Below are 26,951 nucleotides of genomic sequence, written 5' to 3'. Positions count from 1 at the left end.
GGTGTCGCGCTGTGCGGGTGGTGCGAATCGAGGGCGTTGTGAGGTTCTGAGCGTGCGGTACCGTCACCGTTGTCTATTGCGCATCGTGGCGGGGAGGACGCGGTGAGTGATCATGTGCCGGTTGGGTGGTGTGTGGTGGGGCCGGTCTGATGGGTGAGACGTACAAGCGGTGGCGGTTGCCGCAGTTGTGGGAGATGGTCGCGGCGGACGACGAGGCCGATGCTCACGTGCACCTGGCGACGCTGCGTCGTCAGCAGACCGCTCTGGAGACGCAGCGCGACCGCCTGCGGATCCTGCGGGACCAGCTCGCCGAAGGGTGGCCTCCGGAGAAGAGCGAAGCGGCGACCGTTTTCGTCCAGCGGCTCAACGACATGATCAGGGCAATGTCGCAGACGGCGATAGGCGCGGCGGATGTCCGCACGAATCTGAGCCTGATCGTCGATGCGATGCATGAAGCGCGCACGCAGCTGGACTCTCTGATGCAGGAGTTTCAGAAGACCGCGAGCTTCCCGGATCCGCGGGCCAGGCAGCATGCCCGCACGGTGCTGGACGAGCGCGCACGCCGGGTTCTCATTGCTGCCGATGAGGCTGTTGTCGAGCCTACGGGTGGTCTCGATGTCGCGCTTCCCACCTATCAGCGGATCGACCTTCAGGCAGAGATTCCGCCGCCGTTGGTTGCCCCGGGTGGACCGGGCGTGGGACGTCCGGCCGCAGGTGGCGGGGGCAGCGGCTTGGGACCCCTGCGGTTCGATCCGCCTGAGCCGATCGTTGGACCGTCGCAAGATGGGACGGTGGTGCTTACCGGTGGAAGCTCGGACGCGGTGGGGCGTGGTCCGGCCGTCGTGTTGCCGGGTGTGGTCGATGGCACGCAATCGCTGGGTAGTGCCGGGAGTGCGTTCGGTCCGGGTCGGGTCCCGGGTGCCGTCCCTGTGATGAGGCCAGGGGTGCAGGGCGAGAACGGCGCCGCGAATGGCGGGCAGCTGCGAGGCGTGATCGGTGGGTCTTCGGGGGAGGCTCGGGCTAACAGGGCGCCGCTGACATCGCCGATTGGTCGCGCCGGAGGGCACCGGGACACGTCATCCGAGGGGTATGCGGATCGTCGGAGCAGTTCTCAGGGTCGCGGCGAGGCGTGGTCGGTTCCCAGTGGCGTGGCTCCGGTGATTGAGCCACCGGAAGTCCGTCGCCATGAATCGGGACCAGGTGTGCTTGGAATCGACCGTTGAGAGCGGCGCGTCCGGCGGCGATAGCGTGCGCGGTCGGATTCCTCGGCGGGGTTCTGGCACCAGTGCCGGCGGCGGCTGACAGCATCCGCGACCGTCAGTGGCATCTGGCGGCGCTGCGGATCTCGCAGGCTCATGAGGTGAGCCAGGGGGATGGGGTGTTGGTCGCCGTCACCGACACCGGCGTGGACGATCGCCACGCGGAGCTGGCCGGTGCGGTGATTGCCGGCAAGGAGTTCGGTGAGCAGCCGACGGGCAATGGCAAAGCGGACACGGATGGCCATGGCACGGCCATGGCCGGTCTCATCGCGGGCCGAGGGTTGCCCAACGGTGGCGGAGTGCTGGGTATCGCACCGAGGGCGATCATTCTGCCGGTGCAGACGCTGCACAGCGAGTTCGGAGGATCGCCCGTCGATCTTGCCGACGGCATCACGTGGGCGGTCTCGCAAGGCGCGAAGGTCATCTGCGTGGCTGCCGTCACCGGCGAGTATCCCGAGGTGCGTGTGGCGATCGAGCGTGCGGTCAAGGCGGATGTCGTGGTGGTGGCGGGGGTCGGTAATACGCCGAAGAGCAAGCAGGTGGGGTTTCCGGCGAAGTTGCCCGGGGTGGTGGCGGTGGCGGGGACGGACAGGGACGGCAACCATGCGGCGATTTCGGCTACCGGGCCGGAGGTGGTGCTGGCGGCGCCGGCGGTGGAGATCGTTTCGATCGGGGCGTTCGGGAAGTACGTGGTTGGTGAGGGGACGAGTGACTCGACGGCGATTGTGGCTGGGGTGGTGGCGTTGGTGCGGGCGAAGTTTCCTGAGCTGTCCGCGGCTGAAGTGGTGCGTAGGTTGACGGCGACGGCCGTCGATCGGGGGAAGCCGGGGCGGGATGAGGAGTTCGGGTTCGGGATTGTCGATCCGGTGGCGGCGTTGACGGCTGAGGTGCCGGCGGGTGGGGCTCAGGTCACGGGGGTGCCAGAGGCGGGTCGGGAACGAGGGCCGACGGGTGGGGGTGGAGGTGTCGGGTGGGTCGTGGTGGCGGTGGTGGCGGTTGGCGGGGTGGTTGGCTGGTGGGTGCGACGCAGGACACGTTAGGCGGCCAGGGGGCCCGGGTACTTAGCGCCGAATGCGAGACACGCTCATCGACACGCTCAAGCCGCTGGGGATTGCGCTCGGGGCGGCGCTCGTTGCGTTGGTGGTGGTGCAGGGGGTGCATCTGGTCCTGCTGTGGGTGGGGCGGCGGTCGGGGTTGCTGACCGAGCTGGCGAACAGGGCGCACCGGCCGACGCAGTGGGTGGTGGTGCTGTCGGTGATCTACTTCTCGGTTCGCTGGACGGCGGACGGGGCGGACTGGCGGCCCACGTTCCTGCACGTGGAGCAGCTGCTCATCATCGGTACGGCGGCATGGCTGGTCGCCGGGTTGCTGGTGGTGGCGGAGGATGCGGCGCTGGCGCGGTTCAGGACGGACGTGCCGGACAACCGGCAGGCGCGGCGGGTGCACACGCAGGTGGTGATGATCCGGCGGGTGACGGTGGCGACGATCGCCGTGATCGCCGGTGCGGTGATGCTGATGACGTTCCCGCAGGCGCGGATCCTCGGGACCAGCGTGCTGGCGAGTGCCGGGTTCATCGGCATCATCGCGGGTCTGGCGGCGCAGAGCGTGCTGCGGAACCTGTTCGCGGGGCTGCTGTTGGCGTTCAGCGACGCGGTGCGGCTCGGGGACGTCGTGATCGTCGAGTCGGAGTGGGGGCGGATCCAGGAGATCACGCTCTCGTACGTCGTGGTCCACGTGTGGGACGACCGGCGGCTGATCCTGCCGACGTCGTACTTCACGGAGAAGCCGTTCCAGAACTGGACGCGGACGGAGGCGGCGCTGCTCGGGGACGTCATGCTCGACGTCGACTGGTGGCTGCCGGTGCCGGAGGCGCGGGAGGAGCTGCGCCGGGCACTGGAGTCGACGGACCTGTGGGACGGGCGGGTGTCGGTGCTGCAGGTGGTGGAGGCCACCGGCACCGCGATGCGGCTGCGGGCGCTGGTGAGCGCGACGGACGCACCGAAGCTGTGGGACCTGCGGTGCTTCATCCGGGAGCACATGGTGACGTGGATCCGGGACGCGCACCCGTCGTCGCTGCCGCGGACGCGGGCGGAGGTGACGTCGGCGCTGCCGCTGCACGCGACGCTGACGGGGCAGACGCACACCGCCGACGGCGACGCGCGGGTCTTCAGTCACAGCGTCGACGGCCGGGCCCGCGCGGAGGCGTTCACCGGCGGGGAGCGCGAACACTAACAGCGCTGGGCGACGCGCGAGCGCAGCAGGATCAGCCGGGCGGCCACCAGTACCGACGCCACCACCGCTGTCACGACCAGCGACGGTCCCACGAAGGTGGCGGCCAGGATCAGCGCCGCGGCGGTGGGCTCCAGCCAGGTGCGTGGGCGGATGTGCAGGAACCACAGCGCCATCAGCAGTGTGGCCACCGGGATGGTGACGGGCGCGCCGGAGAGGTCGGGCCGGTCGACGATGACCGCGATGCCCGCCCCGATCGCCGCCGCCGACGCGAACACGACGTAGTGCCCGTATCCCCAAACGAACGCGTGCCGGTTGTCGACGAGGATCCGGTGGGCGGGCTGATCGAAGTACAGCCACCAGAACGCGAACACGATGACCAGCCCGCTCGCGGCCACCCACCACAGCCGGTCCTGCACGAAGCCCGCCTGGACCGCCACGGTCGTGGACAGCACGATCTCGCCGAGCACGATGATGAACAGCAGTCCGTAGCGCTCGGCGATGTGGTGCGGGTGCCACGGGGTGGGGTGGTAGCGCTCCGCCCACATGGGCACGGCCAGCTCCGCGGCGACCATGACGACGAAGAGCACCAGGTGCATGGTGCCGTGGGTGAGCAGGATCAGCGCCCAGCCCACCATGCAGGCGGTCACGCCGAACGCCATCCGGCGGGCCGTGCGCCGGGTCTCGTCCCGGGCGGACGCCCTGAGCCACTGCGTGACCAGGGCGGCGCGCATGATGACGTACCCGACGGTGACGGTGCCGAAGTGCCCGTGGAACGCGTCGGTGACGCCGGCGGCCAGGACGAGCACCCCGGCGATCTGCACGAGGGTCGTCAGCCGGTACGCGACGTCGTCGGTGTCATAAGCGGACGCGAACCAGGTGAAGTTCATCCAGGCCCACCAGATGGAGAAGAACACCGTCAGATAGGCGACGATCCCGTGCGCCACGTCACCCTCGGCGATCGAGTGGTGCAGCAATTGCCCCGCCAGCGCGATGGCGACCACGAAGCACAGGTCGAACAGCAGTTCGAGCGGCGTCGCGACGCGGTGCGGCTCGTGGGTGTCGCGGATGCCCATCGGCCGGTGCCACTGGGAGCTGGATGACATCGTCCGATTATCTCCGGGAACGGCAGGTGGACGGTGTCTCAACTGATGGCGCCACCGTGGGTCGGCCGAATCGTCACCGGGCGGAGGGGCTAGCCTCAACGTGTGACTCGACGCGCAAAAATCGTCTGTACGCTCGGACCCGCCACATCGTCGCCCGAGCGGATTCGCGGCCTCGTCGACGCCGGGATGGACGTCGCGCGGCTCAACTTCAGCCACGGCAGCCATGAGGACCACGCCGCGGTGTTCACCCTCGTCCGTGAGGCCGCCGCTGCCGCCGGCCGTTCCGTGGGCATTCTCGCCGACCTCCAGGGTCCCAAGATCCGGCTCGGTCGCTTCGCCAACGGACCGCACGAGTGGCGCACCGGAGACACGGCCGTCATCACCAGCGACGACGTGATCGGCACCGCCGACCGGGTCTCGTGCACCTACACCAAGCTGCCGCAGGAAGTGAAGGCCGGCGACCGGCTGCTGATCGACGACGGCAAGGTCGCCGTCGAGGTCACCAGCGTCGAAGGCAACGACATCACCGTCCTCGTCACCGAGGGCGGCATGGTCTCCAACAACAAGGGCGTCTCGCTGCCCAACGTCGCGGTGAGCGTCCCCGCCCTGTCCGACAAGGACGCCGAGGACCTCCGGTTCGCGCTCCAGCTCGGCGCCGACTGGATCGCACTGTCGTTCGTGCGCTCACCCGACGACATCAAGCTCGTCCACGAGATCATGGACGAGGAGCGGGTGCACCGCCCGGTCATCGCCAAGGTCGAGAAGCCGGAGGCGGTCGCCGCCCTCGAGCAGATCGTCTCGGCCTTCGACGGCGTCATGGTCGCCCGCGGCGACCTCGGCGTCGAGATGCCGCTCGACCAGGTGCCGCTCGTGCAGAAGCGGGCCGTCCAGCTGTGCCGCGAGTCGGCGAAGCCGGTCATCGTCGCCACGCAGATGCTCGACTCCATGATCGAGAATGCCCGCCCGACCCGCGCCGAGGCGTCCGACGTCGCCAACGCCGTGCTCGACGGCGCCGATGCCGTCATGCTCTCCGGCGAGACCAGCGTCGGGCGCTACCCGATCCTGACCGTCTCCACGATGGCCCGGATCATCGCGACCACCGAGGGCGGCTCGCTGTCGGTGCCGCGGCTGCAGCACGACCCCCGCACCCGCGGCGGCGCGCTCACCTCGGCCGCGTCCAACATCGCCCGCAACATCGGCGCGAAGGCGCTCGTCGCCTTCTCGCAGACCGGTGACACGGTCCGCCGCCTCGCCCGGCTGCACTGCGAGCTGCCGCTGCTCGCGTTCACGCCCGAGCCGACGGTGCGCAACCAGCTGGCCCTGTCGTGGGGCGTGCAGACGTTCGACGTGCCGTTCGTCCAGCACACCGACGAGATGTTCCAGCAGGTCGACATGGCCATGGTCGGCCTGCCCTGGCTCAGCGCCGGTGACGACGTCGTCATCGTCGCGGGCTCCCCGCCCGGCACCCCCGGCTCGACCAACACGCTGCGGGTCCACACGCTGGGAGCACTGTCACACGACCAGAGCGAGTAGGAACCTCTAGATTGCAGGAGTGGACGAGCATGCGACTGGACAGGCGGCGGTAGACGCCCTCGTCCGACTCCTTGACCTGGAAGCGCTGGGGGACGACCGGTTCCTGGGCATGAGCCCGCCGGTCGGCCCCCAGCGTGTGTTCGGCGGGCAGGTCGCCGGCCAGGCGCTCGTCGCCGCCGGCCGCACCGTCGACCCGGAGCGCCAGGTGCACTCGCTGCACGGGTACTTCGTCCGCCCCGGCGACCCGGCGGAGCCCATCACGTACGCGGTGGAGAACATCCGCGACGGCCGCACCTTCTCCGTGCGCCGCTCCGTCGCCCAGCAGCACGGCAAGGTCATCTTCTTCATGTCGGCGTCGTTCCACGTCCCCGAGGACGGCCTGGACCACCAGGAGGCCGCGCCCGCCGACGTGCCCCCGCCGGAAGAGGTGCCGACCATGGCGGAGCGCCTCGCCAAGTACCCGGAGCGCGCCGGCATCTGGTCGATGATCCAGCGCCCGATCGACGTGCGCTATGTCGGCGAGCCCGGCTGGGTCCGCCCCGGCGACCGCCCCGCCTCCCCGACGCAGCGCGTCTGGATGCGCCTGGACGGCAAGCTCCCCGACGACCCGCTGCTGCACGCGTGCGCGCTCACGTTCGCCTCCGACCTCACCCTGCTGGACTCGGTGCTCGCCGTGCACGGCGCCGTCTGGGGCCCAGGCGGCTACGGCGGCGCCAGCCTCGACCACGCCCTGTGGTTCCACCGCGGCTTCCGCGCCGACGAGTGGTTCCTCTACGACTCGATCAGCCCGTCGGCCTCCGACGCCCGCGGCCTCGCCACCGGCCGCATGTTCACCCGCGACGGCCGCCACATCGCGACCGCCGTGCAGGAAGGCCTGTTGCGGCGCGTGGGAGGATGAGTCATGCGCCTTTCAGCCCGGGTCGACTATGCCCTCCGCGCGGTGGCGGAGCTGGCGTCCTCGGCCGGTGACGGCAAGCTGGTGACCGCCGACCGTCTCGCGTCGGCCCAGCAGATCCCGCCCAAGTTCCTCGAGAGCATCCTCCTGCAGCTGCGCCGCGGCGGCATCGTCGTCGCCCAGCGCGGCCCCGAGGGCGGCTACCGGCTGGCCCGCCCCGCCGGCGAGATCAGTCTCGCCGAGATCATCCGTGTGATCGACGGCCCCCTCGCCAACGTCCGCGGGCAGCGCCCCGAGGACCTCGGCTACCACGGTGCCGCCTCCGCCCTGCAGGACGTGTGGATCGCCCTGCGCGCCAACGAGCGACTCATCCTCGAAACGGTCACCATCGAGGACGTCGTCACCGGCGAGCTCCCCGAGCGCGTCCGCGACCTCGTGGCAGACCCGAGAGCCTGGGTCTGATCGCTTTTCCATGATCCGGAAGACTTTGTGTCGTCATAGCAGCACAAAGTCTTCCGGATCATGAGGAAGAGGCCACAAACGGTAGACGCTATTTCCGATCGGTGCGGTAGGAGATAGGATCGGCGGCATGATCGTTGTGCTTTCGGGGAATCCGCGGCCGCACTCTCGTACGTTGCACCTGGCGGAGGAGGTCGGGGCGGCGCTGGCGGAGCGGCTCGGGCAGCCGGTGCCGCACACCATCGACGTGGCCGCCCTGGGCACGCGGCTGCTGCAGACCGGGGACGGCGCGGTCGCCGACGCGCTCAGCAGGCTCCGGCGGGCGAGCGTGCTGGTGGTGGCGACGCCGACGTACAAGGGCACGTACACGGGCGTCCTGAAGGTCCTGCTCGACCAGCTGCCCGCCGAAGGTCTCAAGGACGTCGCCGCGGTGACCGTCGTGACCGCCGGCGTCCGCCCGCAGGCCGACGCGACCGAGCGGCACCTGCGCGAGCTGCTCGGCGAGCTCGCCGCGGTCCCGGTGACCCCCGGCCTGGCCGTCGTCGAGTCGGAGCTGGCCAACGCGGGCACCGCCGCCGCCGAGTACGTCACCCGGATCGCCGACGAGTTCACCGCCGACACGACCGCCTGAGCGCCGGAAGACGACACGACCGCCTGGGCGCCGGAAGACGACGCGGCCGGGAGGCGCGGGTCAGCGGCTGATGAGGTTGCCCGCCATGGCGAGCGGGGAGTCGTCGGCGGTGTCGGCCTGGTCGCTGAGGACGTTCAGCGAGCGGGCGATGCTCACCAGCGCGTAGGTCTGCGTGACCTGCAGCGTCCGGTCCATCTTCAGGTCGTCGGCCATGTCCAGCTCGTCGCGGATGGCGTGCAGGAAGCCCTCGGCCGCCTGCAGGTAGGGGTCGTGCGCCTTAGACATGACCTGAGCGTAGGGCGGGAACCCGCCGCTCACCCGCTGTTCAGGAGTTTCAGCGCGGCTGCCAGGCCTGCGGCGGGGTGGTGAGCCGCCTGATGTGGGCGGGCATCCGGCCGCGGACGACGTCGGCGAGGCTGACCTCGTCGAGGACGTTGCGGACGGCGGCGCGGACCGCGACCCACAGCTGCTGCAGGTGCTCGGCGGTGCCCGAGTACATGGCCTCCTCGGGCCGCACGCCACGGACCTCGGCCAGGGGGCCGTCGACGGCGCGGAGCACGTCACCGACCATGATCTCCGATGGCTGGCGGGTCAGCACGTACCCGCCGTCGACGCCGCGCTGGCCGCGGACGAGGCCGGCCCGGCGCAGGTCCCCGAGGACGGCCTCGAGAAACTTTCGTGGCATCTCCTGCTCGTCGGCGAGGCCGGCGGCCGAGACGACCGCGGGATAGGCGGCCGCCAGGCCGAGCGAGGCGCGCACCGCGTAGTCGCCGCGTGCCGAGATGTGCATGACTGAGACTGCCTTCCCGCAGAGAGTGTCGCCGTGCCCGCGACGGGCCGTCGGAGCCTGCCGCGGGGCCAGCTTTGTGGAGCTAGCCGGTGGGGAATGTCCGATACCAATGTAGGGTGCGCGCCTCCGGGTGATCGCCGGGGTAGCGTTGTCGGATTATGCGACCAGACGAACGTGTGGGTGAGCGCTCACCCGAGCCCCGCCGCGGTGCCGATCACAACGTGATGCGCGAGGTCAACCGTTCGCTGGTGCTGGCACTGGTCAAGGAGGGCGGGCCGGTCTCCCGCGCGAGCATCGCCAGGTCGACGACCCTCGCGAAGCCGACGGTGTCGGCGATCGTCGACGAGCTCATCGCCGACGGGCTGGTCCGCGAGATCGGGCCGGGGTCGACCGCGGTGAGCGGCGGGCGCCCGCCGATCCTGCTGGAGTTCAACGCCCGCTCCCAGTTGGTGGTCGGCGCCCACATCGGCGCACGGCGCACCACGGTCGCGATCGGCGACGCCGCGGGGGAGGAGATCGCCCGGCGGGAGTTTCCTACTCCGACTGCGCTCGCGGCCGGTACCGACGCCGCAACCGCGACAGGAGGCGGGGTGGCGCCCGCGGAGGCGCTGCGGATGGTGGCGGCCGAGGCGCGCGCCGCGATCGAGAGCACGGCGCTGCCGTCGGCCCGGCTGGCGGCGGTCGGCGCGGTGCTGCCCGGGCTCACCGACTTCCACACCGGCGTCTGCCTGCTCGCGCCCAACCTCGGCTGGCGTGACGTGCCGGTCCGCGACATCCTCGCCGCCGAGCTCGGCGCCCCCGTCTACGTGCACAACGCGGGCCAGGCCGCCGCCGTCGCCGAGAACCTGGAGGGTGCCGGCGGCCGCGTCGGCGATCTGGCGCTGCTGTACGCCGGGACCGGCCTCTCCGCCGGCGTCCTGTCCGACGGCCGGGTGTTTCACGGCGTCGGCGGCACGGCCGGCGAGATCGGCCACAACGCCGTCCCCGGCAACGAGGAGCCCTGCAACTGCGGCAACGTCGGCTGCCTGGAGACGGTCGCGTCCGGCCCGGCGATCGTCCGGGCCGTGCGGCGGGCGCTGAAGGACGGCGCGACGTCGAGCCTGGCGGACCTGGAGACGTTCGACGCGCGCGACGTGACCGCGGCGGCCCGCGCGGGCGACGCCCTGGCCGCGTCGGTGATCGCCGAGGTCGGCGCGCACCTGGGCCTGGCCGCGTCGTGGCTGATCAATGCGTACAACCCGGCGGTCGTCGTGGTCGGCGGCGGTCTCGCCCCGATCGGCGACCTGCTGCTGGACCCCCTGCGGGCCGCCGTGGCCCGGCACGCCCTGGCGCCGGCGCTGCGCGGCGTCGAGATCCGCGCCTCGGTGCTGGGCCCGGATGCCGAGGTGCGGGGCGCGGTGCTGCTCGCGTTGCAGCACTCGGAGACGTACTACAGAGTCGTCTTTCGGGCCTGAAACGCGGTAAAACCCGAAAAAAGGGATAGTGGGAGACGTCTGAAACAGGTTAGTTCTGTTATTGAACTAACCCCGTCCGGCGGCGTAGGGTGCAAGGCGTCCGCCAACGAAACACCCCCGCTAAGAGGTAGCGAATGAACGATTACCAGCCCACCCGTGACGACAAGTTCTCGTTCGGGCTGTGGACCGTCGGCTGGCAGGCGCAGGACGTCTTCGGCGGGCCGACCCGGGCGCCGCTCGACTCGGTCGAGGCCGTGCACCGCCTGTCCGACCTCGGCGCCGCGGCCGTCACGTTCCACGACGACGACCTGTTCCCGTTCGGCAGCGACGACGCGACCCGCGACCACCTGATCAACCGGTTCAAGGACGCGCTCAAGGCGACCGGCATCCGGGTCGAGATGGTCACCACGAACCTCTTCAGCCACCCGATCTTCAAGGACGGCGGGTTCACGTCCAACGACCGCGCGGTCCGCCGGTTCGCGATCAAGAAGGTGCTGCGCAACATCGACCTCGCGGCCGAGCTCGGCGCCGAGACCTACGTGCTGTGGGGCGGCCGCGAGGGCGCCGAGTCCGGTGGGGCCAAGGACGTGTCGGCGGCGCTCGACCGGTACCGCGAAGGGCTCAACCTCCTCTGCGCGTACGTGCGCGACCAGGGCTACGACATCCGCTTCGCTCTCGAGCCGAAGCCCAACGAGCCCCGCGGCGACATCCTGCTGCCGACGATCGGTCACGCCCTCGCGCTGATCTCCACGCTCGACGAGCCGGACCGGGTGGGCCTCAACCCCGAGGTCGGGCACGAGGAGATGGCCGGGCTCAACTTCGCCCACGGCATCGCCCAGGCGCTCTGGCACGGCAAGCTCTTCCACATCGACCTCAACGGCCAGCACGGTCCCCGCTTCGACCAGGACCTGCGCTTCGGCGCCGGCAACCTGCGCGGCGCGTTCTGGACCGTCGACGTGCTGGAGACCGGCGGCTACACCGGCTACCGCCACTTCGACTACAAGCCGCCGCGCACCGAGGACTACGACGGCGTGTGGGAGACCGCGCGGGCCTGCATGCGCAACTACCTGATCCTCAAGGAGCGGGTCGGGTCGTTCCGGGCGGACCCGGAGGTCGCGGCGGCGCTCGAGGCGGCGCGGGTCAACGAGCTCTACGAGCCGACCCTCGGCGAGGGCGAGACGATCGAGTCGCTGCGGGCCGAGGAGTTCGACGTCGACAAGCTCGCCGCCCGTGGCGGCGCGTTCGAGTACCTTGACCAGCTGGCGATGGAGCACCTGCTGGGCGTCAGGTCATGACGGCATGACCCGACGTCTCGTGGCGGGCGTCGACACGTCCACGCAGTCGACGAAGGTGCTCGTCTGCGACGCCGACACCGGTGAGGTCGTGCGGGAAGGTCGCGCCGGGCACCCCGACGCGACCGAGGTCGACCCGGCCCACTGGTGGCGGGCGTTCGGCGAGGCGACCGGCGACGGGCTCCTCGACGACGTCAAGGCGATCGGCGTCGGCGGGCAGCAGCACGGCATGGTGCTGCTCGACGAGGCCGGCGACGTCGTCCGCGACGCCTTGCTGTGGAACGACACCAGGTCCGCGGCGGCCGCCACCGACCTGATCGCCGAGCTGCCCGGCGGGGCCGCCGACTGGGCCGCCGCGACGGGGCTCGTGCCGGTCGCCAGCTTCACCGTCACGAAGCTGCGGTGGGTCGCCGAGCACGAGCCGGACAACGCCGCCCGCGCGGCGAGCGTCCTGCTGCCGCACGACTGGATCACCGACCTGCTGCGCGCCGACCGCGGTGCGGGTAGCCCGACGACCGACCGCGGTGACGCGTCCGGGACGGGGTACTGGTCGCCGGCGGACGGCTCGTACCAGATGCGGCTCCTGCAACTCGCGTTCGGCAGGGAACTGGCCGTGCCGCGGGTCGCCGGGCCGGCCGAGGTGGTGGGTGAGACGGTCGCCGGTGCTCTTCTTGCGCCGGGCACCGGCGACAACATGGCCGCGGCGCTCGGGCTCGGACTGCGCCCGGGCGACGTGGTCGTGTCGCTGGGCACCTCGGGCACCGTCTTCGGGGTGTCGGAGCGGCCGGTCACCGACGTCAGCGGGACGGTCGCCGGGTTCGCCGACGCGACCGGCCGGCACCTGCCGCTCGTCGCGACCCTCAACGCGGCCCGGGTCCTGTCGACCGCCGCCGCGCTGCTCGGGGTCGACCTGTCCACATTGGACCGGCTGGCCCTCTCGGCGGCGCCGGGGGCGGGCGGGCTGACGCTGCTGCCCTACCTCGACGGCGAACGCACCCCGAACCTGCCCGACGCCCGTGGCCTGCTCAACGGCATCACCCGCGGCAACGCGACCCCGGCGAACCTGGCCCGGGCCGCGGTCGAGGGGATGCTCTGCGGGCTCGCCGACGGCATCGACGCGGTGCGCGCCCTGGGCGTGCCGGTGGAGCGGGTCCTGCTCATCGGAGGTGCGGCGGCGTCGGCGGCGGTACGGGAGGTCGCTCCCGCGCTGTTCGGGGTGCCGGTCGGCGTGCCGGATCCGGGGGAGTACGTCGCGCTGGGAGCCGCCCGGCAGGCGGCGTGGGTGCTGGACGGGGGCGCGGAGCCGCCCGCGTGGCGCGTTCCGGGAGCGGCCTCGGCCGATGCACCGGCGCCGCAGTCGGCGGAGACCCGGAAGGTGTACGCCGACGTCCGGGACCGGGCTCAGGCGCTGCTGCGGTAAGCGGTACTGCCCGCGGGTGTTTGGTGAGGCACCCGATGGGGAGGCGGGCCGGGACGGTTTGTTGGGGCGTCCCGGCCCGAGCCGCGCGTCTGGCCGGCCCTGTGTCTTCCTGCTCGACCCGCCGGACCGGTGGTGCCGCGTGTCTGGGGTTCCGGTGCCGGACCGTCCGCCCGAACGGCCCGGCACCGGACTCCCGCGCGCCGGCACCGCTCCCTCGTGCGGTGCCGGCGCTGGATCACGCTTGCAGGACAGACTCTGGGCCGCTCGTGTTGCGCGGGACGGTTCGAGGACGGGAGTGCGTGCGTTGCCGGCTTCTTCGTGTCCTCCGGGCGGTGGACACGAAGAAGGGCCTCCCCGCTCGGGGGAGACCCTTCTCACGCATGCCTGTTCAATCGGGCCGGTCGCCGGTTCGGTCGGGCCGGTCGCCGGTCGCCGGTCGCCGGTCGCCGGTTCAGTCGGGCCAGTCGCCGGTGAGGCGCCGTACGCCCGCCGCGCCGCCGCGGTCGATCGCGGCCTTCACGACGGCGAAGATCGCGCCCTGCAGCGCGGCCGCGGCGAGCACCTCGCCCCAGCCGTAGTCCCGCGAGGTCGCCTGCGGTGCCTCGTCCTCACCGGAGAGCCGCTTCCAGATCTGCTTGAACACGATCCCCGCCGCGACGCCGCCGGCCACGCTGAACGCGATGCTGAACGGCTTGTACAGGACCTTGTTCACTCGTTCCCCTTCCGGTAACCGACCAGCGCGGCCAGGATGAGCAGCCCGGACGCCACCACCCACGGCGCGGGGCGATCCCGGACCGACTGGACCATCCGCTGCAGCGTGAGCTCCAGCGTCAGGCGAGGGTTGGTCCGCAGCTCGCGACTGGCGTACGCGGCGTTGACCGCGACCTGCTCCACACCCTCCCGCATCCGCAGCTTCGCCGCGTTCACGGAGGTGGAGACGGCGTCCTGCGCGCGGGTCTTCACGTCGGCCTTGGCCGCGAGGGCCTCGACGGTCTCACCCAGCCCCGCCCGGGTCCGGGCGATCTCCTGCCGGAGCGCCTCGGGATCGGTGGGGGCGTGCCCGTCGTGACTGTTCTTCGAGTGCGTCGCGGTCATCGGTGCCCCCCGTTCTTCACGGAGTGCGTGATCGTGTCGATGTCCGCCTTGACGCTGGCGACCGCGTCCTGCGGCACCGGCGACCCGGCCTTGCTCACCTGCGACTTGCCGAGCAGCGCGAGGACCCCGGCGACGGCCAGCAGGACCACACCGACCAGCAGGGCCGACAGCCACGCCGGAATGACCGCGGCGAGAGCGATGATGACGGCGGCGAGGACAGCACCCACGCCGTAGAGCGCAACGAGGCCGGCTCCACCGAACATGCCGACACCCATCCCGGCCCGCTTGCCCTTCTGCGCCAACTCGACCTGGGCCAGCTTCAGCTCGTCCCGCACCAGGGTGGAGACCTGTTCGGCGGCAAGCTTGACCAGGTCCGCCGTCGAGCGGTGGTCCGTTGCCGAGGTGGCAGTCCCCGCGATGGTCGGGGGTTGCACGCGCGGCGCGGTGGCCGGCCGGTCGTTCACGGTGTACGTCATGGCTTCTCCTCTCGCCCGCATGTACGTGTTTCCCCGCGAACGCCCGGGTTAACCCACGTCACGCCACCTCCCGGACCGGACGGGGAGCCCCTGTCCGAGGCCGCCGCGCCGCCCCTCCGGACGATGAGCAGGCCGCTCAGGCAGGGCGTGGGCGGGTGCCTCGGACCGGGTGAGGCAGCCCGCTCGGTGCGGGTGAGGCATGCGCCTCCAGCCGGGTGTAGGCCGGCGTCTCGGACCGGATGTGGGCGTGGTCCGGCGCCTCCGGCGACGTGCGGGGATCTGCCCGCCGCCGATGGACTGGGCAAGCCCGGCGTCTCGGGCGGGGCGTGGGTGAGGGCCTCGGGCGGGGAATGGTCAGGGGTCTCGGGCCGGCCGTGGGCGGACGCCTCGGACCGGGTGAGGGCAGGCCGCTCGGGCTGGGTGAGAGCACGCGTCTCTGGTCGGGTGTACGCCGCGCCTCGGGCTGGATGTGGGCGTGGTCCGGCGCCTCCGGCTAAGTGCGGGGCCTTGCCCGCCGCCGACGTCCTGGACCAGCCGGCATCTCGGGCCGGGCGTGGGCCGGCAGGAAGAACGACAGGTCCGCGGCGAGTGCCGGCAGCCCGAGCTCCAGCCACAGCACCCGCCGCAGTCCCCCGGATGTCCCCGTGAATATCGGGGTTACCCACGTCACGCCACCTCCGTGCCCGCCTCCCGGACCGGGTGGGGAGCCCCGGCCCGAGGCCGTCGCGCCCGCCGCCTCCAGACTCGGGCCTGGTGCGGGCGGGCGCCTCGGGCCGGGTGAGGGCAGGCTGTTCGGGCTGGGCGTGGCTGGCGCCTCCGGCTAAGTGCGGGGGACCTGCCCGCCGCCGATGGCCTGGGCCAGCCGGCGCCTCCGGCTAAGTGTGGGAACCCTCGGGCTGCGTGTGGTCCGGCGTCTCGGGCCGGGCGCGGGCGTCCAGGAGGATCGACGGGCCCGCGGCGAGTGCCAGCAGCCTGAGCTCCAGCCACGGCACCTGCCGCAGCTCCGACTCTCCCGTGAATGCCCGGGTTAACCCACGTCACGCCACCGCCCCGCCCGCCTCTGGACGGGCGGGGAGACCCTGTCCGAGGTCACCGCGCTGCCCCCTCCGGACGAGGGCCGGCCGTGGGCAGGCGCCTCGGACTGGGCGTGGGCAGGCCGCCTCGGACCGGGTGAGGGCCGGCGCCTCCGGCTCAGTGTGGGGACCTGCCCGCCGCCGATGGCCTGGGTCAGCTGGCGTCTCCGGCTAGGTGTGGGCCGGCGCATCCGGCCGGGCTTGGGTGAGCGCCTCGGGCTCGATGTGGTCAGGGGTCTCGGGCCGGGCGCGGGCGGGCAGGAGGAACGACAGGCCCGCGGCGAGCGCCAGCAGGCCGAGCTCCAGCCACAGCACCTGCCGCAGCCCCGAGTCGAAGTCGCCGCCCGCCCAGGCGAAGAACGCCGTGCCGAGCGCGGCCACGCCGATCGCGCCGCCGACCTGCTGGGCGGCGGTCAGGGTGCCGGACGCCGAACCGACCTCGTGCTCGTCGACGGCAGCCAGGACGATGTCGAAGTACGGCGCCATCGAGCAGCCCATGCCGACGCCCAGCACCAGCAGCGAAGGCAGCAGCGCCACGGACGACACCGGACCGTCGGTGACCGTCAGGGTGACCAGCAGCGCGACCACCCCCGCGGCCAGCACGGCGGTGCCGCCGACCAGGAGCCGCCGGCCGCCGAGCTTGGCGCTGAGCACGTGCCCCGCCACCGCGCCGACGGCCGTGCCGAACGCCCACGGCGACTGGGTGAGACCCGCGCGCAGCGGCGAGAAGCCGAGGCCCAGCTGCAGATAGATGCTGAGGATGAGGGTGAGGCCCATCAGGCCGGCGAAGAAGATCAGGCCGACGAGCAGGCCGGCCGTGAACCGTTGCTTGGCCAGCAGGCTGGGCTCGATGAGCGGGCTGCGTCCCTCGCGGTGCAGGCGCTGCTGGTACCGCTGAAACACCCAGAACATGGGAACGGCCAGCGCCATCATCGCCCAGGCCCACCAGGGCCAGCCGAGCTCGCGCCCCTGCACCAGCGGGAAGACGAGCAGCAGTAAGGACGCGCTGAGCAGGACCGTGCCGGTCAGGTCGAGCCGGAGCTTCGCCTCGTCGCCGGGGGTGGGCCGTGGCAGCACCAGCCAGGCGCCGATCAGCGCCGCGACGCCGACGGGCAGGTTGATGAGGAAGATCATCCGCCAGCCGGTGCCGAACAGGTCGGCGTCGACGAGGACGCCGGCGAGGATCGGGCCGCAGACCGCGGACAGGCCCATCACGGGGCCGAACGCGCCGAACGCCGCGCCGATCTGCTCCGGCGGGAACGCCGCTTTGATCAGCCCCAGGCCCTGCGGGATGAGGACGGCGCCGGCGAGGCCCTGCAGGATCCTGCACACCACGAGCGACGCCGGGCCGGGCGCGATGGCGCACAGCAGCGACATCAGGGTGAATCCGGCGGCACCGGCGAGGAACATGCGGCGGCGGCCGAAGATGTCGCCGAGTCTGCCGCCGGTGACCAGGCCGACGGCGAACGCGAGGGTGTAGCCGGCGGCGAGCCACTGCAGGAAGGCGGTGCCGCCCTCGGGGCCCACCAGATCGGCGCGTATGGACGGGCCGGCGATGGCGATGATCGTGGCGTCGAGAAGGTCCATGACCTCGGCGGCGAGGACCACGGCGAGGACCGCCCAGCGCCAGCGGTACGTTTTCGAACGCTGTTCGTTGTTCACGAACACCGTTCTACTCGCGAACACTGTTCGTGTCAAGTACGATTGACGGGTGCCATCCGTCCCCGATTCCAGTGCCGTGCCCTCGTCCAGCGCCGTGGTGGAGACCAGCGCTCTGCACGGATCGGCGGTGCCGGCGCCGCCCTGGCGGACCCGGCGGAAGGCGCCTGCGGCGCGGCAGCCGCTGAGCGCGGAGGCGGTGATCGAGACCGCGCTGCGGCTCGTCGACCGGGACGGGCTCGACGCGCTGAGCATGCGGCGGGTGGCGCAGGATCTCGGGACCGGACCGGCCTCGCTGTATGCGTATTTCGCCAACAAGGATGAGCTGCTGGAGCAGCTGCTCGACCGGGTCGTCGGCGAGATCCCGCTGCCGGTGCTCGACGCGTCCGGCGACTGGGCGGCGGTCGTGAAGCGCAGCTGCTGGGACAGCCGGGCGGTGTTCCTCGCCCACCGCGACCTCGTCAAGGTTGCCCGGGCCAACATCCCCGTGGGGCCCAACTCGTTGCGCTACACCGAGGCGATGCTCGCCGTCCTCCGCGGCGCCGGCATCCCCGACAAGGTCGCCGCGTGGGGCATGGACCAGATGTCGCTGGTGATCGTCGCCGACGCCGTCGAGACCTCGATCCACGTCAGCCACGGCCGGCAGTCGGAGGCGGACGCCGCGCCGTACCTCGCGCAGATCCGGGACTACTACGCGTCACTGCCGGTGGATCGCTTCCCCAACCTGGTCGCTATGGCGCCGACGATGACCGAGGGGAGCGGCGACGAGCGGTTCGCGTTCGCGATCGACCTCATGGTGGACGGCCTCGCGCGGCACGCCACCGGGCGTGTGGTTGAGTCGTCTCGGGTCTCGGGTTTCGTGGGCGGGGGCGGGAAATGACGGCGATCGTGGGGCTGGTGCACTCGGGCACCGTGTACATCGGCGGCGACAGCGCGGGCGCTTCGGGGTGGAGCCTCACCGTCCGCGCCGACAGCAAGGTGTTCCACAACAACGGCTACCTCTTCGGGTTCACCACCTCGTTCCGGATGGGGCAGCTCATCCGGTACGCGCTGAAGCCGCCGAAACCGGTCGGTGACATCGAGCGGTTCATGGCGACGCGCTTCATCGACTCCGTTCGCGAGGCGCTGAAGGCCGGCGGATGGGCCCGCCGGGACAGCGAGCGCGAGGAGGGCGGCACCTTCCTCGTCGGCGTGAAGGGGCGGCTGTTCACCGTCCACGACGACTACCAGGTCGCCGAGGCCGCCGACGGGTATGCGGCGGTGGGCGTCGGCGACGAGATCGCCCTCGGGGCGCTCTTCGCGACCGCCGGCTCCCGGATGGCGCCGCAGCGGCGGGTCGAGGTGGCGCTGCGGGCGGCGGAGCGCTTCAGCGCCGGGGTGCGGGGGCCCTTCGTCTGCCTCTCCCAGCCGCCGGGCGCGCTGCCGACCTGAGCGTGTGCTGCGGACCGCCATGCCGTTCTGCTTGCGGTTTTTCCGCATGTACGGCGGTTCGTGGCCGGGCGGGCCGGTTGTCAGTCCGGCTCACGGCGCCGTTCGAGGTGCGATCGGGCCGGGGTCTTACCGGTTCCGTTACGGTGTGCGCCATGACGTTCTCGATCGTCGGCCGGTCCGCTGACGGGCAGTCCCTCGGTGTCGCCGTGGCCAGCAAGTTCCTCGCCGTCGGCGCGGCCGTCCCCGCCGCCCAGGCCGACGTCGGGGCGCTGGCCACACAGTCGTTCGCGAACCTGGCGTACCGCGTCCAGGGCCTGGCGCTGCTCGGCACCGGCACGACGGCCGCCGACACCGTCGCCGGGCTCACCGCCGCCGACCCGGGCCGCGCGTCCCGGCAGCTCGGGGTGGTCGGCCGGTCCGGGGACGGGGCCACGTTCACCGGCGACGAGTGCTTCCCGTGGGCCGGTGGCGTGGCCGGCGACGGGTACGCGATCCAGGGCAACATCCTCACCGGCGCCGACGTCGTCCGCGACATGGAGGCCGCCTGGCTCGCCGACCCGGCCGCCCCGCTCGCCCGGCGGCTGCATGCGGCGCTCGCCGCGGGGGACCGGGCCGGCGGCGACAGTCGCGGCCGGCAGAGCGCGGCGTTGTTCGTCGTCCGGCGCGGTGCCGGGTACGGCGGCCTCAGCGACGTCGAGGTCGACCTGCGCGTCGACGACGACCCCGACCCGGTCACGCGGCTGGGCACCCTGATCGGCCTGTGGGAGCTGTACTTCCAGAAGCCGGACCCGGCGACGCTGCTGCCGCTGACGGGCGAGCTGGCCGCCGAGGTGGCGGAGCGGCTGGCGGCGCTGGGCTTCGCCGACCTGGCCGGCTGGGCCGGCGTGGAGAACCTGGAGGAGCGCCTCGTCGACGACGCCATCGACCCGCTCGTCCTGGCCCACCTGCGTGCCGGTTCCCCGTCGTCCTCACCTTCACAGGATCGTCCGTAGGGGTCTCTTGTCAGTTGGCGGCTCGGCGGAGGCTCTCGACGACCGTCGCGATCGAGGGCCGCGCCGCGGAGCTGCGCCGGACGGCGGCGGTGATCCGGCGCCGCATCGGGTCGCGGACCGGCCGCGCGGCCACCCGGTACCGCGGATCGACGGCGAGCTCAGGCAGCAGCGTCACCGACAGGCCCGCCTCGACGTGCGCCAGCAGCGGACCGTAGGAGGCGAAGCAGCCCACGATCTCGGGCTCGAACCCCGCTCGCCGGCAGGCCGTCGTCACGAGGTCGAACGTCCACGTGCCCGGCAGCTCGACGCTCCACGGGTGCCGCGCGAAGTCGGCCAGGTCCACCGTCCCGCGGCTCGGCCCCGCCGTGACCAGCATGATCTCGTCGGTGGCGAGGACGGTGTGGACGACGTCCGGCACGATCGCGGCGTCGCCGGAGCCGAGGTCGGCCGTGACCACGACGTCGCACTCGCCGCGCTGCAGGGCCGCCACGCTCTCGGCCGGGTCCAACTCCCACACCGTGACCCGCAGCCGGGGATGGTCCCGTCCGAGGTCCCGCACCGCGCCGAGGACGAACGTGTTGAGCGCACTCGTGAACGCGCCCAGCCGGACCCGTCCGGCCAGCCCACCCTCCACGGCGTCGAACGCGGCCAGCTCCTCGTGCGCGGCGCCCATCTGGTCGAGGATCACCCGCGCGTGCCGGGCCAGCGCCGCCCCCGCCGGCGTGAGCCGCAACCGGCGCCCGGCGCGCTCGAACAGCTCGGCGCCGGCCTCCCGCTCGAGCACGGCCAGCTGCTCGGACACGTTCGACGGACTCAACCGCGCCGCCTCGGCCACCGCCCGCACCGTGCCCAGGCTCTCCAGCAGCGTGAGCAGCCGCAACCGCCACGGATCCAGCACGCCGGCCTCCTGTTGTCCGGTGGTCCCGAACAGTATGTGCGGAATGATGCGCTGGAGCCTGACAATGCGCGCGCCTACCGTCGACCCATGAGCGACGACGACTTCTGGCAGGACGTGCGGCGGCATGTCATCCGGTACGGCGGAACGTTCACGCCGGAAATCATCGACCGAGCCGAAGGCAGCTACGTCTACACCGAGAGCGGTCGCCCGATCCTCGACTTCACCTCGGGCCAGATGAGCGCCATCCTGGGCCACTCCCACCCGGACATCGTCGCCACCGTGCGCCGCCAGGTCGGCACGCTCGACCACCTCTTCAGCGGCATGCTGTCCCGCCCGGTCGTCGAACTCAGCCGCCGCCTCGCCGCCTCCGTCGAAAAAGCCGCCGCCTCAGCGCTGCTGGACGGCTCACCCGCTGGCGTCTCGGCGTTGTCGGACGGCTTGACTGCCAGGGGCACGGTGCTGCCGGACGGCTTGACTGCCGGGGGCACGGTGCTGCTGGACGGGTCGTCGGCCGGGGCGTCGGGGCTGCCGGGCGCGTCGGCCGGCGGCGGACCCCTGGACAAGGTGCTCCTCCTGACCACCGGCGCCGAGGCCAACGAGGCCGCAGTCCGCATGGCGAAGCTCGTCACCGGCGGCCACGAGATCGTCTCCTTCGCCAAGTCCTGGCACGGCATGACGCAGGCCGCCGCCGCCGCGACCTACAGCGCCGGCCGCAAGGGCTACGGACCGAACGCCCCCGGCAACATCGCCATCCCGACACCGAACGCGTACCGGCCGGACTTCACCACGCCGGACGGCTCCCACGACTGGCGCCGACAGCTGGACGTCGCCTTCGACCTCGTCGACGCCCAGTCCGTCGGCAGCCTCGCCGCCTGCCTCGTCGAGCCGATCCTCAGCTCCGGCGGCGTCATCGAACCACCGCTCGGCTACTTCGCCGCGCTGCACCGCAAGTGCCGCGAGCGGGGGATGCTGCTGATCCTCGACGAGGCGCAGACCGGCCTGTGCCGCACCGGCACCTGGTACGCCTTCCAACGCGACGGCGTCGTCCCCGACATCCTCACCCTGTCCAAGACGCTCGGCGCGGGGCTGCCCCTCGCGGCGGTGCTCACCAGCGCCGAGATCGAGGAACGCGCCCACGACCGCGGCTACCTCTTCTACACCACCCACGTCTCCGACCCGCTCGTCGCCGCCGTCGGCAACACCGTCCTCGACGTCCTCGAACGCGACCAGCTCGACCTCCGCGCCGCGACCCTCGGCACCCGCCTGCGCAACGGGCTCCTGGACATCCAGCGCCGCCACCCGGTCGTCGCCGACGTCCGCGGGCGGGGACTCCTGCAGGGCATCGAGCTGAAGGACGAGGGCGCCGGCGCGGACCGCATCGGCGCCGCCGTGACCCGGCGCTGCCTGGAGCTCGGCCTGCACGTCAACGTGGTGCAGCTGCCCGGGATGGGCGGAACCTTCCGGATCGCGCCGCCACTGACCAGCACCGACGAGGAGATCGACCAGGGCCTGGAGATACTGGACCAGGCGATCGGCGACACCGCGCAGCATTAGGCACCATCCAGGCCGGAGCGGACGGCGTACAGGGCGGCCTGAGTGCGGTCCTGCACGCCGAGCTTCGTGAGGATGGCGCTCACGTGGGTCTTCACCGTCTTCTCCGCCAGCCCGAGGACGCGAGCGATCTCCCGGTTGGACCGGCCACGGGCCATCTCGGCGAGCACCTCCCGCTCCCGGGCGGTCAGGTGCGCCAGCTCCGGCGCCGGCCCGCTGTCCGCCAGCAGCCGCGCGACCTCTGGATGCAGCAGCACGTGCCCGGCGTGGACGGCCCGGATCGCCGAGGCGAGCGCCGGCGGGTCGATGTCCTTGTACACGTATCCCGCTGCCCCGGCCCGGATCGCCGGCAGCACCGCCGACGGGTCGGTGAAGCTGGTGATGACGAGCACCTTCACCCCACGCAGTCCAGGCAGCGCCTCGACCCCGTCACCGCCGGGCATCTTCAGGTCCAGCAGCACCACGTCAGGCGACGTCTCAGCCGCCGCGGCGACGCACGACGCGCTGTCCTGCGCCTCACCGACCACCACGATGTCGTCCTGCAGATCGAGGAACGTCCGCAACCCCTGCCGCACCACCGGATGGTCGTCGACCACAAGCACCCTGATCGGATCAGCAGCCACCGGGCACCTCCATGGTGACCGTCGTGCCGGCCCCCGGCTCGGACGACACCGTCAACCTGCCGCCCACGCTGCGGGCCCGCTCCCGCATCGACGCGAGCCCGAGCCGGCGCTGAGCGCCGGCGCCCGTGGCGGAGCCGCCGCCGTTGCCAGACCTGGCCACGCCAGCCCCCTTGCCGGCATCAGCACCAGCGCCGACTGCTCTGCCCCTACTGACTGCTCTGCCCGCGTCGACCGCTCTGCCTGCGCTGACTGCTCTGCCCGCGTCGACCGCTCTGCCAGCGCTGACTGATCCACCCGCGTCGACCGCTCTGCCAGCGCTGACTGATCCACCCGCGCTGACTGCTCTGTCTGTGTCGGCTGCTCTGCTTGCGCCGGCTGCTCTGCCTGTCTCGGTGGCACTGCCTGCGTCGGCTGCTCTGCTTGCGCCGGGCGATCTGCCTGTGCCGGAGCCGCTGTCGAAGCCCGCGCCGTCGTCCGTGATGCGCAGGACGAAGCCGCGGCCGGAGCGGCGCAGGTGGATGTCCACGTGGCGGGGGTCGCCGTGGCGCAGTGCGTTGTGCAGGGCTTCCTGGGCGACCCGGTACGCCGCCTCCTGACGCTCCCCGGACAACTTCGGCAGCTGGTCGCCGGTGAACCGGATCCTCGCGGTGTGGACCCGGTCGAGCAGCTCTGCCTGCCGCTGGAGCGCCGCTGCGAGCCCGTCGCCGTCGAGGTCGGCGGGGCGCAGACCGACCACGATGGCCTTGAGCTCGGCGGTCGCGTCCGCGGCGAGCCGGCGCACGGTTTCCAGCTCGGCGAGAGCCCGCTGCGGGTCGCGGGTCACCAGCGCGGCCGCCGCGTCGGTGGTGAGCCGGAGGCTGAACAGCTTCTGCGTCACCGCGTCGTGCAGCTCTCGTGCGATCCGTTGCCGCTCCTCCACGATGGACAGCTCACGGCTGCGCTCATACAGCCGCGCGTTGACGATCGCGATGGCCGCGTGCGCGGCGAGCAGGCGCAGCAGCTCCTCGTCGCGGGCGTCGAAACCACCGAACCGTGGAAGGCAGCGCTTGTTGGCCAGGAAGATCTCGCCGAGGATCTCGTCGCCGTCGACGATCGGCATGCCGAGGAAGTCGGACATCACCGGGTGCGCGGCCGGCCAGCCCTCGAACTGGGGATGCGTGCGGATGTCCGCCGAGCGGACCGGGTTCGGGTCGTGGAGCATCGCGCCGAGCAGCCCGTGGTGGCGGGGGATCGGCCCGATCGCCCGCCACTGGTCGTCGGACAGCCCGTCGGCGAGAAACTCGCGGAACGAGCCTTGGCCGTCGGGGATGCCGAGCGCCGCATACTCGGCGTCCAGGAGCCGCCGGGCGGCGGAGACGATCGTCTGGAGCACCTCGCGGACCGACAGGTGCGCGGTGACGGCGAGAACCGCCGCGCTCACCTCGCGGAGCTCATCGCGGTCGTAGGTGCTCATGGCTTCGACAGTACCGACGTCGGCGCGCTCTCCGCCTCGGCTCATGGACCTAGGTCGAAAGACCGGGACCAGAGCCCGTCCGATGCCCGATGTCGCCGGCCGCGGCGCTGCATAGCGTCGGTGACATGCCAACTGCCATCATCACCGGCGCCTCCCGGGGGCTCGGACAAGCGCTCAGCACCGCCCTGATCAAGGCCGGCTGGACCGTCGTCGCCGACGGCCGCACCCTGGCGGACACGCCGTCGGATGCGCTGCCCGCCGAGGTGATCCGGGTGCCCGGCGACGTCACCGACCCCGCGCACCGGGCCGCACTCGTCGAGGCGGCGCTCGCCACCGGCCGGGTCGACCTGCTCGTCAACAACGCAGGCATTCTCGGCCCCAGCCCGCAGCCGCCGCTGGCCGACTATCCACTCGAGACGCTGCGCGAAGTCTTCGAGGTCAACGTCGTCGCGCCCCTCGCCCTGACCCAGCTCGCGCTGCCCGCGCTGCGCAAGGCCGACGGCGCGGTCGTCACCATCACGTCCGACGCCGCGGTCGAGGCGTATGCGGGGTGGGGCGGTTATGGAGCGGCCAAGGCCGCCGCCGAGCAGGCAAGCAACGTGCTCGCCACCGAGGAGCCCAACCTGCGCGTCTGGTGGGTCGACCCGGGAGACCTGCGCACCCAGATGCATGCCGAGGCGTTCCCCGGCGAGGACATCAGCGACCGCCCGCTGCCAGAGACGGTGGCCCCGGCGTTCGTCGACCTCGTCACCACACGCCCCGAGTCGGGGAGGGTCCGGCTGTGACGGCCGCCGAGCTCGCCGCACCCGGCATGGACTTCGAGCTGCCGCCCGAGCTCGAAGCGCACGAGCCACCCGAGGCGCGCGGCACTCCTCGAGACGGTGTGCGGCTGCTGCACGGCCAGGGGAGCACGGTGTCGCACCACCGCTTCACCGACCTGCCCGGCCTGCTGCGTGCCGGCGATCTGCTGGTCGTCAACACGTCCGGCACGCTGCCCGCGTCGGTGCCGGTCGCCGGTGCGCCGCTGCGGGTCCACTTCTCGACCGAGCTCGCCGACGGGCGGTGGCTGGTCGAGGTCCGCGGCGCCGACGACCTCGGCCGGCGCCCGGGGCAGCCCGGCCCGCTGCGACTGCCCGGCGGCGGCGCCGTCACGCTGGAGGAGCCTTACTCGCGGGGCAGGCTGTGGTTCGCCTCCGTCAAGACCCGCACCTCCGTCATCGACTTCCTGCATCGGCACGGGCAGCCGATCCGCTACCCCTACGTGCGGCGCCAATGGCCGATCGAGGCGTATCAGACGGTGTTCGCGACCCAGCCGGGCAGCGCCGAGATGCCGAGCGCGGCGCGGCCGTTCACCGACCGGGTGGTGACCAGGCTCGTCTCGGCAGGCGTGCAGATCGCGCCACTGGTCTTACACACGGGGGTGGCGTCGCCTGAGGCGCACGAGCGGCCGTATCCGGAGTGGTTCCGCGTGCCGCCAGGCACGGCGCGGCTCGTCAACGAGACACGGGCCGCGGGCGGCAGGGTCGTCGCCGTCGGCACCACGGCCGTCCGCGCCCTGGAGACGGTCGCCGGCGAGGACGGCCGGGTCGCCGCCGGCGAGGGCTGGACCGACCTCATCGTCACGCCCGCCCGCGGTGTTCGTGCGGTCGACGGTCTGCTCACCGGCCTGCACGAGCCGAAGGCATCGCACCTGGACCTGCTCGCCGCGGTCGTCGACCGCGACCTGCTCGCCCGCTGCTACGCCGAAGCGGTCCGCGCCGGCTACCTCTGGCACGAGTTCGGCGACGTCAACCTCCTGCTGCGATGAAGGAGACACGACGTCCTGCTGCGATGAAAAGAGACACGACGTCGCTGCGGTGCGGACGTACGGCGGGTCCCGGTGGCGGCAATGCGGCGCCGACCTGGAGCCCGGCGTCGGCTCGGCGCGGTGTGGCTGGAGCAGCGTGGGTGGGTCGGAGGGCGCGAGTGGGTCAGAGCGGTGGGTCGGAGCGGCGGGGTGGGTCGGACTGCGTGGGCGGGTCGGAGCGGCGCGGGGCGGGTCGGAGCGGCGGGGTAGGTCGGGCAGCGCGGGGCGGGTTGGAGCGGCGCGGGTGGGTCGGGGCAGCGCGGGTGGGTCGGAAACGGCGCGGTGGGTGGGAATGCCGTGGCGCTGGGTGGCGTGGACCTGGTGCTGTGGGACCGGGGTGCGGGTTAGGGTCGCTGGATGACGGTGCGGTGGTCGGGTGCGACGGTCGGTGAGGTTGCGGCTGCGGTGGAGGAGTTTGCTCGCAGGATCGCGGTGTTCGACGCGCCGTCCGACGGCGGCCACGGTGGTCATGGCAGCGGCCGGGGCTATGACGGGCACCGTGGGGACGGTGGCTACGGCAGGCACAGCGAGGACGGTGGCTACGGCGAGGCCAGTGGTCACAGCGGGCACGTGGATCGTGGCAGCGACCGCGGCCTTGAGGGGCACCGTGGGGACGGTGGCGGCGATGGCGGGGATGGTGGCTACGGCGGGGACGGTGGCAGTGGCGGGCACAGGGAGGACGGCGGTTTCGGCAGGCACGGCGGGGAGGGTGGCTACGGCGGGGAGGGTGGCTACGGCGGGGAGGGTGGCTACGGCGGGGAGGGTGGCAACGGCGGGGAGGGTGGC

General features: G+C 72.3%; 26 protein-coding genes. 16 read left to right on the top strand and 10 right to left on the bottom strand.

Translation table 11 applies throughout. From position 1 onward, the window contains the following. Positions 1-149 precede the first annotated feature (149 nt). Genes ABD332_RS18020 through ABD332_RS18010 form a run of 3 tightly spaced genes read left to right on the top strand, consistent with a single transcriptional unit; the run spans position 150 to position 3,491 of the window. A complete protein-coding gene (locus ABD332_RS18020; RefSeq protein ID WP_344503098.1) occupies positions 150-1,223 on the top strand; it encodes a WXG100 family type VII secretion target in 1,074 nt (357 codons plus the stop codon). Continuing rightward, a complete protein-coding gene (locus tag ABD332_RS18015) occupies positions 1,220-2,299 on the top strand; it encodes a S8 family serine peptidase (protein WP_344503097.1) in 1,080 nt (359 codons plus the stop codon). Before ABD332_RS18020 ends, ABD332_RS18015 begins: the two co-directional genes overlap by 4 nt. A gap of 31 nt (positions 2,300-2,330) precedes the next feature. Further along, the gene (locus tag ABD332_RS18010) at positions 2,331-3,491 is read left to right on the top strand and encodes a mechanosensitive ion channel family protein (RefSeq protein ID WP_344503096.1); all 1,161 of its coding nucleotides are present in this window, start codon (positions 2,331-2,333) and stop codon (positions 3,489-3,491) included. Here ABD332_RS18010 and ABD332_RS18005 read toward each other — a convergent pair. Continuing rightward, complete coding sequence (locus ABD332_RS18005) at positions 3,488-4,594, bottom strand: low temperature requirement protein A (RefSeq protein WP_344503095.1); 1,107 nt, start codon at positions 4,592-4,594, stop codon at positions 3,488-3,490. The genes ABD332_RS18010 and ABD332_RS18005 overlap by 4 nt on opposite strands. Before the next feature lie 102 nt (positions 4,595-4,696). Here ABD332_RS18005 and pyk point away from each other — a divergent pair, with 102 nt between their 5' ends. The 4 genes from pyk to ABD332_RS17985 all read left to right on the top strand — a co-directional run bounded on the left by pyk (position 4,697) and on the right by ABD332_RS17985 (position 8,112). Next, the gene (pyk, locus tag ABD332_RS18000; protein WP_344503094.1) at positions 4,697-6,127 is read left to right on the top strand and encodes a pyruvate kinase; all 1,431 of its coding nucleotides are present in this window, start codon (positions 4,697-4,699) and stop codon (positions 6,125-6,127) included. Between the two features lie 19 nt (positions 6,128-6,146). After that, positions 6,147-7,025 (top strand): acyl-CoA thioesterase, encoded by an 879-nt coding sequence (locus ABD332_RS17995; RefSeq protein ID WP_344503093.1) that lies wholly within the window; start codon positions 6,147-6,149, stop codon positions 7,023-7,025. A 3-nt stretch (positions 7,026-7,028) separates the two neighbouring features. Further along, positions 7,029-7,484 carry an RrF2 family transcriptional regulator gene (locus tag ABD332_RS17990; protein ID WP_344503091.1) on the top strand — a complete coding sequence of 152 codons (456 nt, stop codon included), beginning with the start codon at positions 7,029-7,031 and terminating at the stop codon, positions 7,482-7,484. 127 nt (positions 7,485-7,611) lie between these two features. Beyond that, on the top strand, positions 7,612-8,112 hold the full coding sequence (locus ABD332_RS17985) for an NADPH-dependent FMN reductase (RefSeq protein WP_344503090.1): 501 nt from the start codon (positions 7,612-7,614) through the stop codon (positions 8,110-8,112). A gap of 60 nt (positions 8,113-8,172) precedes the next feature. On the opposite strand, the gene ABD332_RS17980 is transcribed toward ABD332_RS17985, so the two are convergent. Together ABD332_RS17980 and ABD332_RS17975 are read right to left on the bottom strand one after the other, a co-directional pair. Then, positions 8,173-8,397 carry a hypothetical protein gene (locus ABD332_RS17980; RefSeq protein WP_344503089.1) on the bottom strand — a complete coding sequence of 75 codons (225 nt, stop codon included), beginning with the start codon at positions 8,395-8,397 and terminating at the stop codon, positions 8,173-8,175. 49 nt (positions 8,398-8,446) lie between these two features. Next, the gene (locus ABD332_RS17975) at positions 8,447-8,902 is read right to left on the bottom strand and encodes an RrF2 family transcriptional regulator (RefSeq protein WP_344503088.1); all 456 of its coding nucleotides are present in this window, start codon (positions 8,900-8,902) and stop codon (positions 8,447-8,449) included. 224 nt (positions 8,903-9,126) lie between these two features. On the opposite strand from ABD332_RS17975, the gene ABD332_RS17970 reads away from it, so the two are divergent. The 3 genes from ABD332_RS17970 (at position 9,127) to xylB (ending at position 13,068) form a co-directional block, all read left to right on the top strand. Beyond that, a complete protein-coding gene (locus ABD332_RS17970) occupies positions 9,127-10,356 on the top strand; it encodes an ROK family transcriptional regulator (RefSeq protein WP_344503087.1) in 1,230 nt (409 codons plus the stop codon). A gap of 134 nt (positions 10,357-10,490) precedes the next feature. Continuing rightward, on the top strand, positions 10,491-11,651 hold the full coding sequence (xylA, locus tag ABD332_RS17965) for a xylose isomerase (RefSeq protein ID WP_344503086.1): 1,161 nt from the start codon (positions 10,491-10,493) through the stop codon (positions 11,649-11,651). Between the two features lie 4 nt (positions 11,652-11,655). After that, on the top strand, positions 11,656-13,068 hold the full coding sequence (gene xylB / locus ABD332_RS17960) for a xylulokinase (RefSeq protein WP_344503085.1): 1,413 nt from the start codon (positions 11,656-11,658) through the stop codon (positions 13,066-13,068). Positions 13,069-13,519: 451 nt separating this feature from the next. On the opposite strand, the gene ABD332_RS17955 is transcribed toward xylB, so the two are convergent. The 4 genes from ABD332_RS17955 to ABD332_RS17940 all read right to left on the bottom strand — a co-directional run bounded on the left by ABD332_RS17955 (position 13,520) and on the right by ABD332_RS17940 (position 17,374). Further along, entirely contained in the window at positions 13,520-13,780 is a 261-nt protein-coding gene (locus ABD332_RS17955) for a DUF4235 domain-containing protein (RefSeq protein ID WP_344503084.1), read from the bottom strand. Then, entirely contained in the window at positions 13,777-14,163 is a 387-nt protein-coding gene (locus ABD332_RS17950; protein ID WP_344503083.1) for a DUF3618 domain-containing protein, read from the bottom strand. The genes ABD332_RS17955 and ABD332_RS17950 overlap by 4 nt, the downstream gene beginning before the upstream one ends. Then, positions 14,160-14,639, bottom strand: a complete 480-nt coding sequence (locus tag ABD332_RS17945; RefSeq protein WP_344503082.1) for a phage holin family protein — start codon at positions 14,637-14,639, stop codon at positions 14,160-14,162. The genes ABD332_RS17950 and ABD332_RS17945 overlap by 4 nt, the downstream gene beginning before the upstream one ends. 1,244 nt (positions 14,640-15,883) lie before the next feature. After that, positions 15,884-17,374, bottom strand: coding sequence for an MFS transporter (locus ABD332_RS17940; RefSeq protein ID WP_344503081.1), 1,491 nt, complete (start codon positions 17,372-17,374; stop codon positions 15,884-15,886). Positions 17,375-17,423: 49 nt separating this feature from the next. On the opposite strand from ABD332_RS17940, the gene ABD332_RS17935 reads away from it, so the two are divergent. From ABD332_RS17935 to ABD332_RS17925, 3 genes are all read left to right on the top strand, one after another. Continuing rightward, positions 17,424-18,251, top strand: a complete 828-nt coding sequence (locus ABD332_RS17935) for a TetR/AcrR family transcriptional regulator (protein WP_344503080.1) — start codon at positions 17,424-17,426, stop codon at positions 18,249-18,251. Then, positions 18,248-18,802 (top strand): hypothetical protein, encoded by a 555-nt coding sequence (locus ABD332_RS17930; RefSeq protein WP_344503078.1) that lies wholly within the window; start codon positions 18,248-18,250, stop codon positions 18,800-18,802. Before ABD332_RS17935 ends, ABD332_RS17930 begins: the two co-directional genes overlap by 4 nt. A 152-nt stretch (positions 18,803-18,954) precedes the next feature. Then, on the top strand, positions 18,955-19,794 hold the full coding sequence (locus tag ABD332_RS17925) for a DUF1028 domain-containing protein (RefSeq protein WP_344503077.1): 840 nt from the start codon (positions 18,955-18,957) through the stop codon (positions 19,792-19,794). Positions 19,795-19,804: 10 nt separating this feature from the next. On the opposite strand, the gene ABD332_RS17920 is transcribed toward ABD332_RS17925, so the two are convergent. Then, the gene (locus ABD332_RS17920; protein ID WP_344503076.1) at positions 19,805-20,692 is read right to left on the bottom strand and encodes a LysR family transcriptional regulator; all 888 of its coding nucleotides are present in this window, start codon (positions 20,690-20,692) and stop codon (positions 19,805-19,807) included. Positions 20,693-20,779: 87 nt separating this feature from the next. Here ABD332_RS17920 and ABD332_RS17915 point away from each other — a divergent pair, with 87 nt between their 5' ends. Continuing rightward, entirely contained in the window at positions 20,780-22,246 is a 1,467-nt protein-coding gene (locus tag ABD332_RS17915) for an aspartate aminotransferase family protein (protein WP_344503075.1), read from the top strand. Here the strand turns inward: ABD332_RS17915 and ABD332_RS17910 are convergent. Both ABD332_RS17910 and ABD332_RS17905 read right to left on the bottom strand, forming a co-directional pair. Then, the gene (locus ABD332_RS17910) at positions 22,243-22,866 is read right to left on the bottom strand and encodes a response regulator (protein WP_344503074.1); all 624 of its coding nucleotides are present in this window, start codon (positions 22,864-22,866) and stop codon (positions 22,243-22,245) included. The two genes, ABD332_RS17915 and ABD332_RS17910, sit on opposite strands and share 4 nt — an antisense overlap. Beyond that, positions 22,856-24,319, bottom strand: a complete 1,464-nt coding sequence (locus tag ABD332_RS17905) for a GAF domain-containing protein (RefSeq protein WP_344503073.1) — start codon at positions 24,317-24,319, stop codon at positions 22,856-22,858. Before ABD332_RS17905 ends, ABD332_RS17910 begins: the two co-directional genes overlap by 11 nt. Before the next feature lie 125 nt (positions 24,320-24,444). Between ABD332_RS17905 and ABD332_RS17900 the strand changes: the two genes are divergently transcribed. Beyond that, positions 24,445-25,104 carry an SDR family NAD(P)-dependent oxidoreductase gene (locus ABD332_RS17900; RefSeq protein ID WP_344503072.1) on the top strand — a complete coding sequence of 220 codons (660 nt, stop codon included), beginning with the start codon at positions 24,445-24,447 and terminating at the stop codon, positions 25,102-25,104. Beyond that, complete coding sequence (locus tag ABD332_RS17895; RefSeq protein ID WP_344503071.1) at positions 25,101-26,126, top strand: S-adenosylmethionine:tRNA ribosyltransferase-isomerase; 1,026 nt, start codon at positions 25,101-25,103, stop codon at positions 26,124-26,126. The genes ABD332_RS17900 and ABD332_RS17895 overlap by 4 nt, the downstream gene beginning before the upstream one ends. Positions 26,127-26,951: the final 825 nt, after the last annotated feature.

This window comes from Dactylosporangium maewongense (assembly GCF_039531485.1).
Classification (GTDB): domain Bacteria; phylum Actinomycetota; class Actinomycetes; order Mycobacteriales; family Micromonosporaceae; genus Dactylosporangium; species Dactylosporangium maewongense.
Note: the sequence above shows the minus strand (reverse complement) of the source record. Positions and strands in the feature narration are given on the sequence as shown.

Coding starts and splice junctions, on each gene's coding strand:
- ABD332_RS18020 (WP_344503098.1), top strand. CDS start 150: ATGGGTGAGACGTACAAGCGGTGGCGGTTGCCGCAGTTGTGGGAGATG.
- ABD332_RS18010 (WP_344503096.1), top strand. CDS start 2,331: ATGCGAGACACGCTCATCGACACGCTCAAGCCGCTGGGGATTGCGCTC.
- ABD332_RS18005 (WP_344503095.1), bottom strand. CDS start 4,594: ATGTCATCCAGCTCCCAGTGGCACCGGCCGATGGGCATCCGCGACACC.
- ABD332_RS17990 (WP_344503091.1), top strand. CDS start 7,029: ATGCGCCTTTCAGCCCGGGTCGACTATGCCCTCCGCGCGGTGGCGGAG.
- ABD332_RS17985 (WP_344503090.1), top strand. CDS start 7,612: ATGATCGTTGTGCTTTCGGGGAATCCGCGGCCGCACTCTCGTACGTTG.
- ABD332_RS17980 (WP_344503089.1), bottom strand. CDS start 8,397: ATGTCTAAGGCGCACGACCCCTACCTGCAGGCGGCCGAGGGCTTCCTG.
- ABD332_RS17975 (WP_344503088.1), bottom strand. CDS start 8,902: ATGCACATCTCGGCACGCGGCGACTACGCGGTGCGCGCCTCGCTCGGC.
- ABD332_RS17970 (WP_344503087.1), top strand. CDS start 9,127: ATGCGCGAGGTCAACCGTTCGCTGGTGCTGGCACTGGTCAAGGAGGGC.
- xylA (WP_344503086.1), top strand. CDS start 10,491: ATGAACGATTACCAGCCCACCCGTGACGACAAGTTCTCGTTCGGGCTG.
- xylB (WP_344503085.1), top strand. CDS start 11,656: ATGACCCGACGTCTCGTGGCGGGCGTCGACACGTCCACGCAGTCGACG.
- ABD332_RS17950 (WP_344503083.1), bottom strand. CDS start 14,163: ATGACCGCGACGCACTCGAAGAACAGTCACGACGGGCACGCCCCCACC.
- ABD332_RS17945 (WP_344503082.1), bottom strand. CDS start 14,639: ATGACGTACACCGTGAACGACCGGCCGGCCACCGCGCCGCGCGTGCAA.
- ABD332_RS17930 (WP_344503078.1), top strand. CDS start 18,248: ATGACGGCGATCGTGGGGCTGGTGCACTCGGGCACCGTGTACATCGGC.
- ABD332_RS17925 (WP_344503077.1), top strand. CDS start 18,955: ATGACGTTCTCGATCGTCGGCCGGTCCGCTGACGGGCAGTCCCTCGGT.
- ABD332_RS17915 (WP_344503075.1), top strand. CDS start 20,780: ATGAGCGACGACGACTTCTGGCAGGACGTGCGGCGGCATGTCATCCGG.
- ABD332_RS17905 (WP_344503073.1), bottom strand. CDS start 24,319: ATGAGCACCTACGACCGCGATGAGCTCCGCGAGGTGAGCGCGGCGGTT.
- ABD332_RS17900 (WP_344503072.1), top strand. CDS start 24,445: ATGCCAACTGCCATCATCACCGGCGCCTCCCGGGGGCTCGGACAAGCG.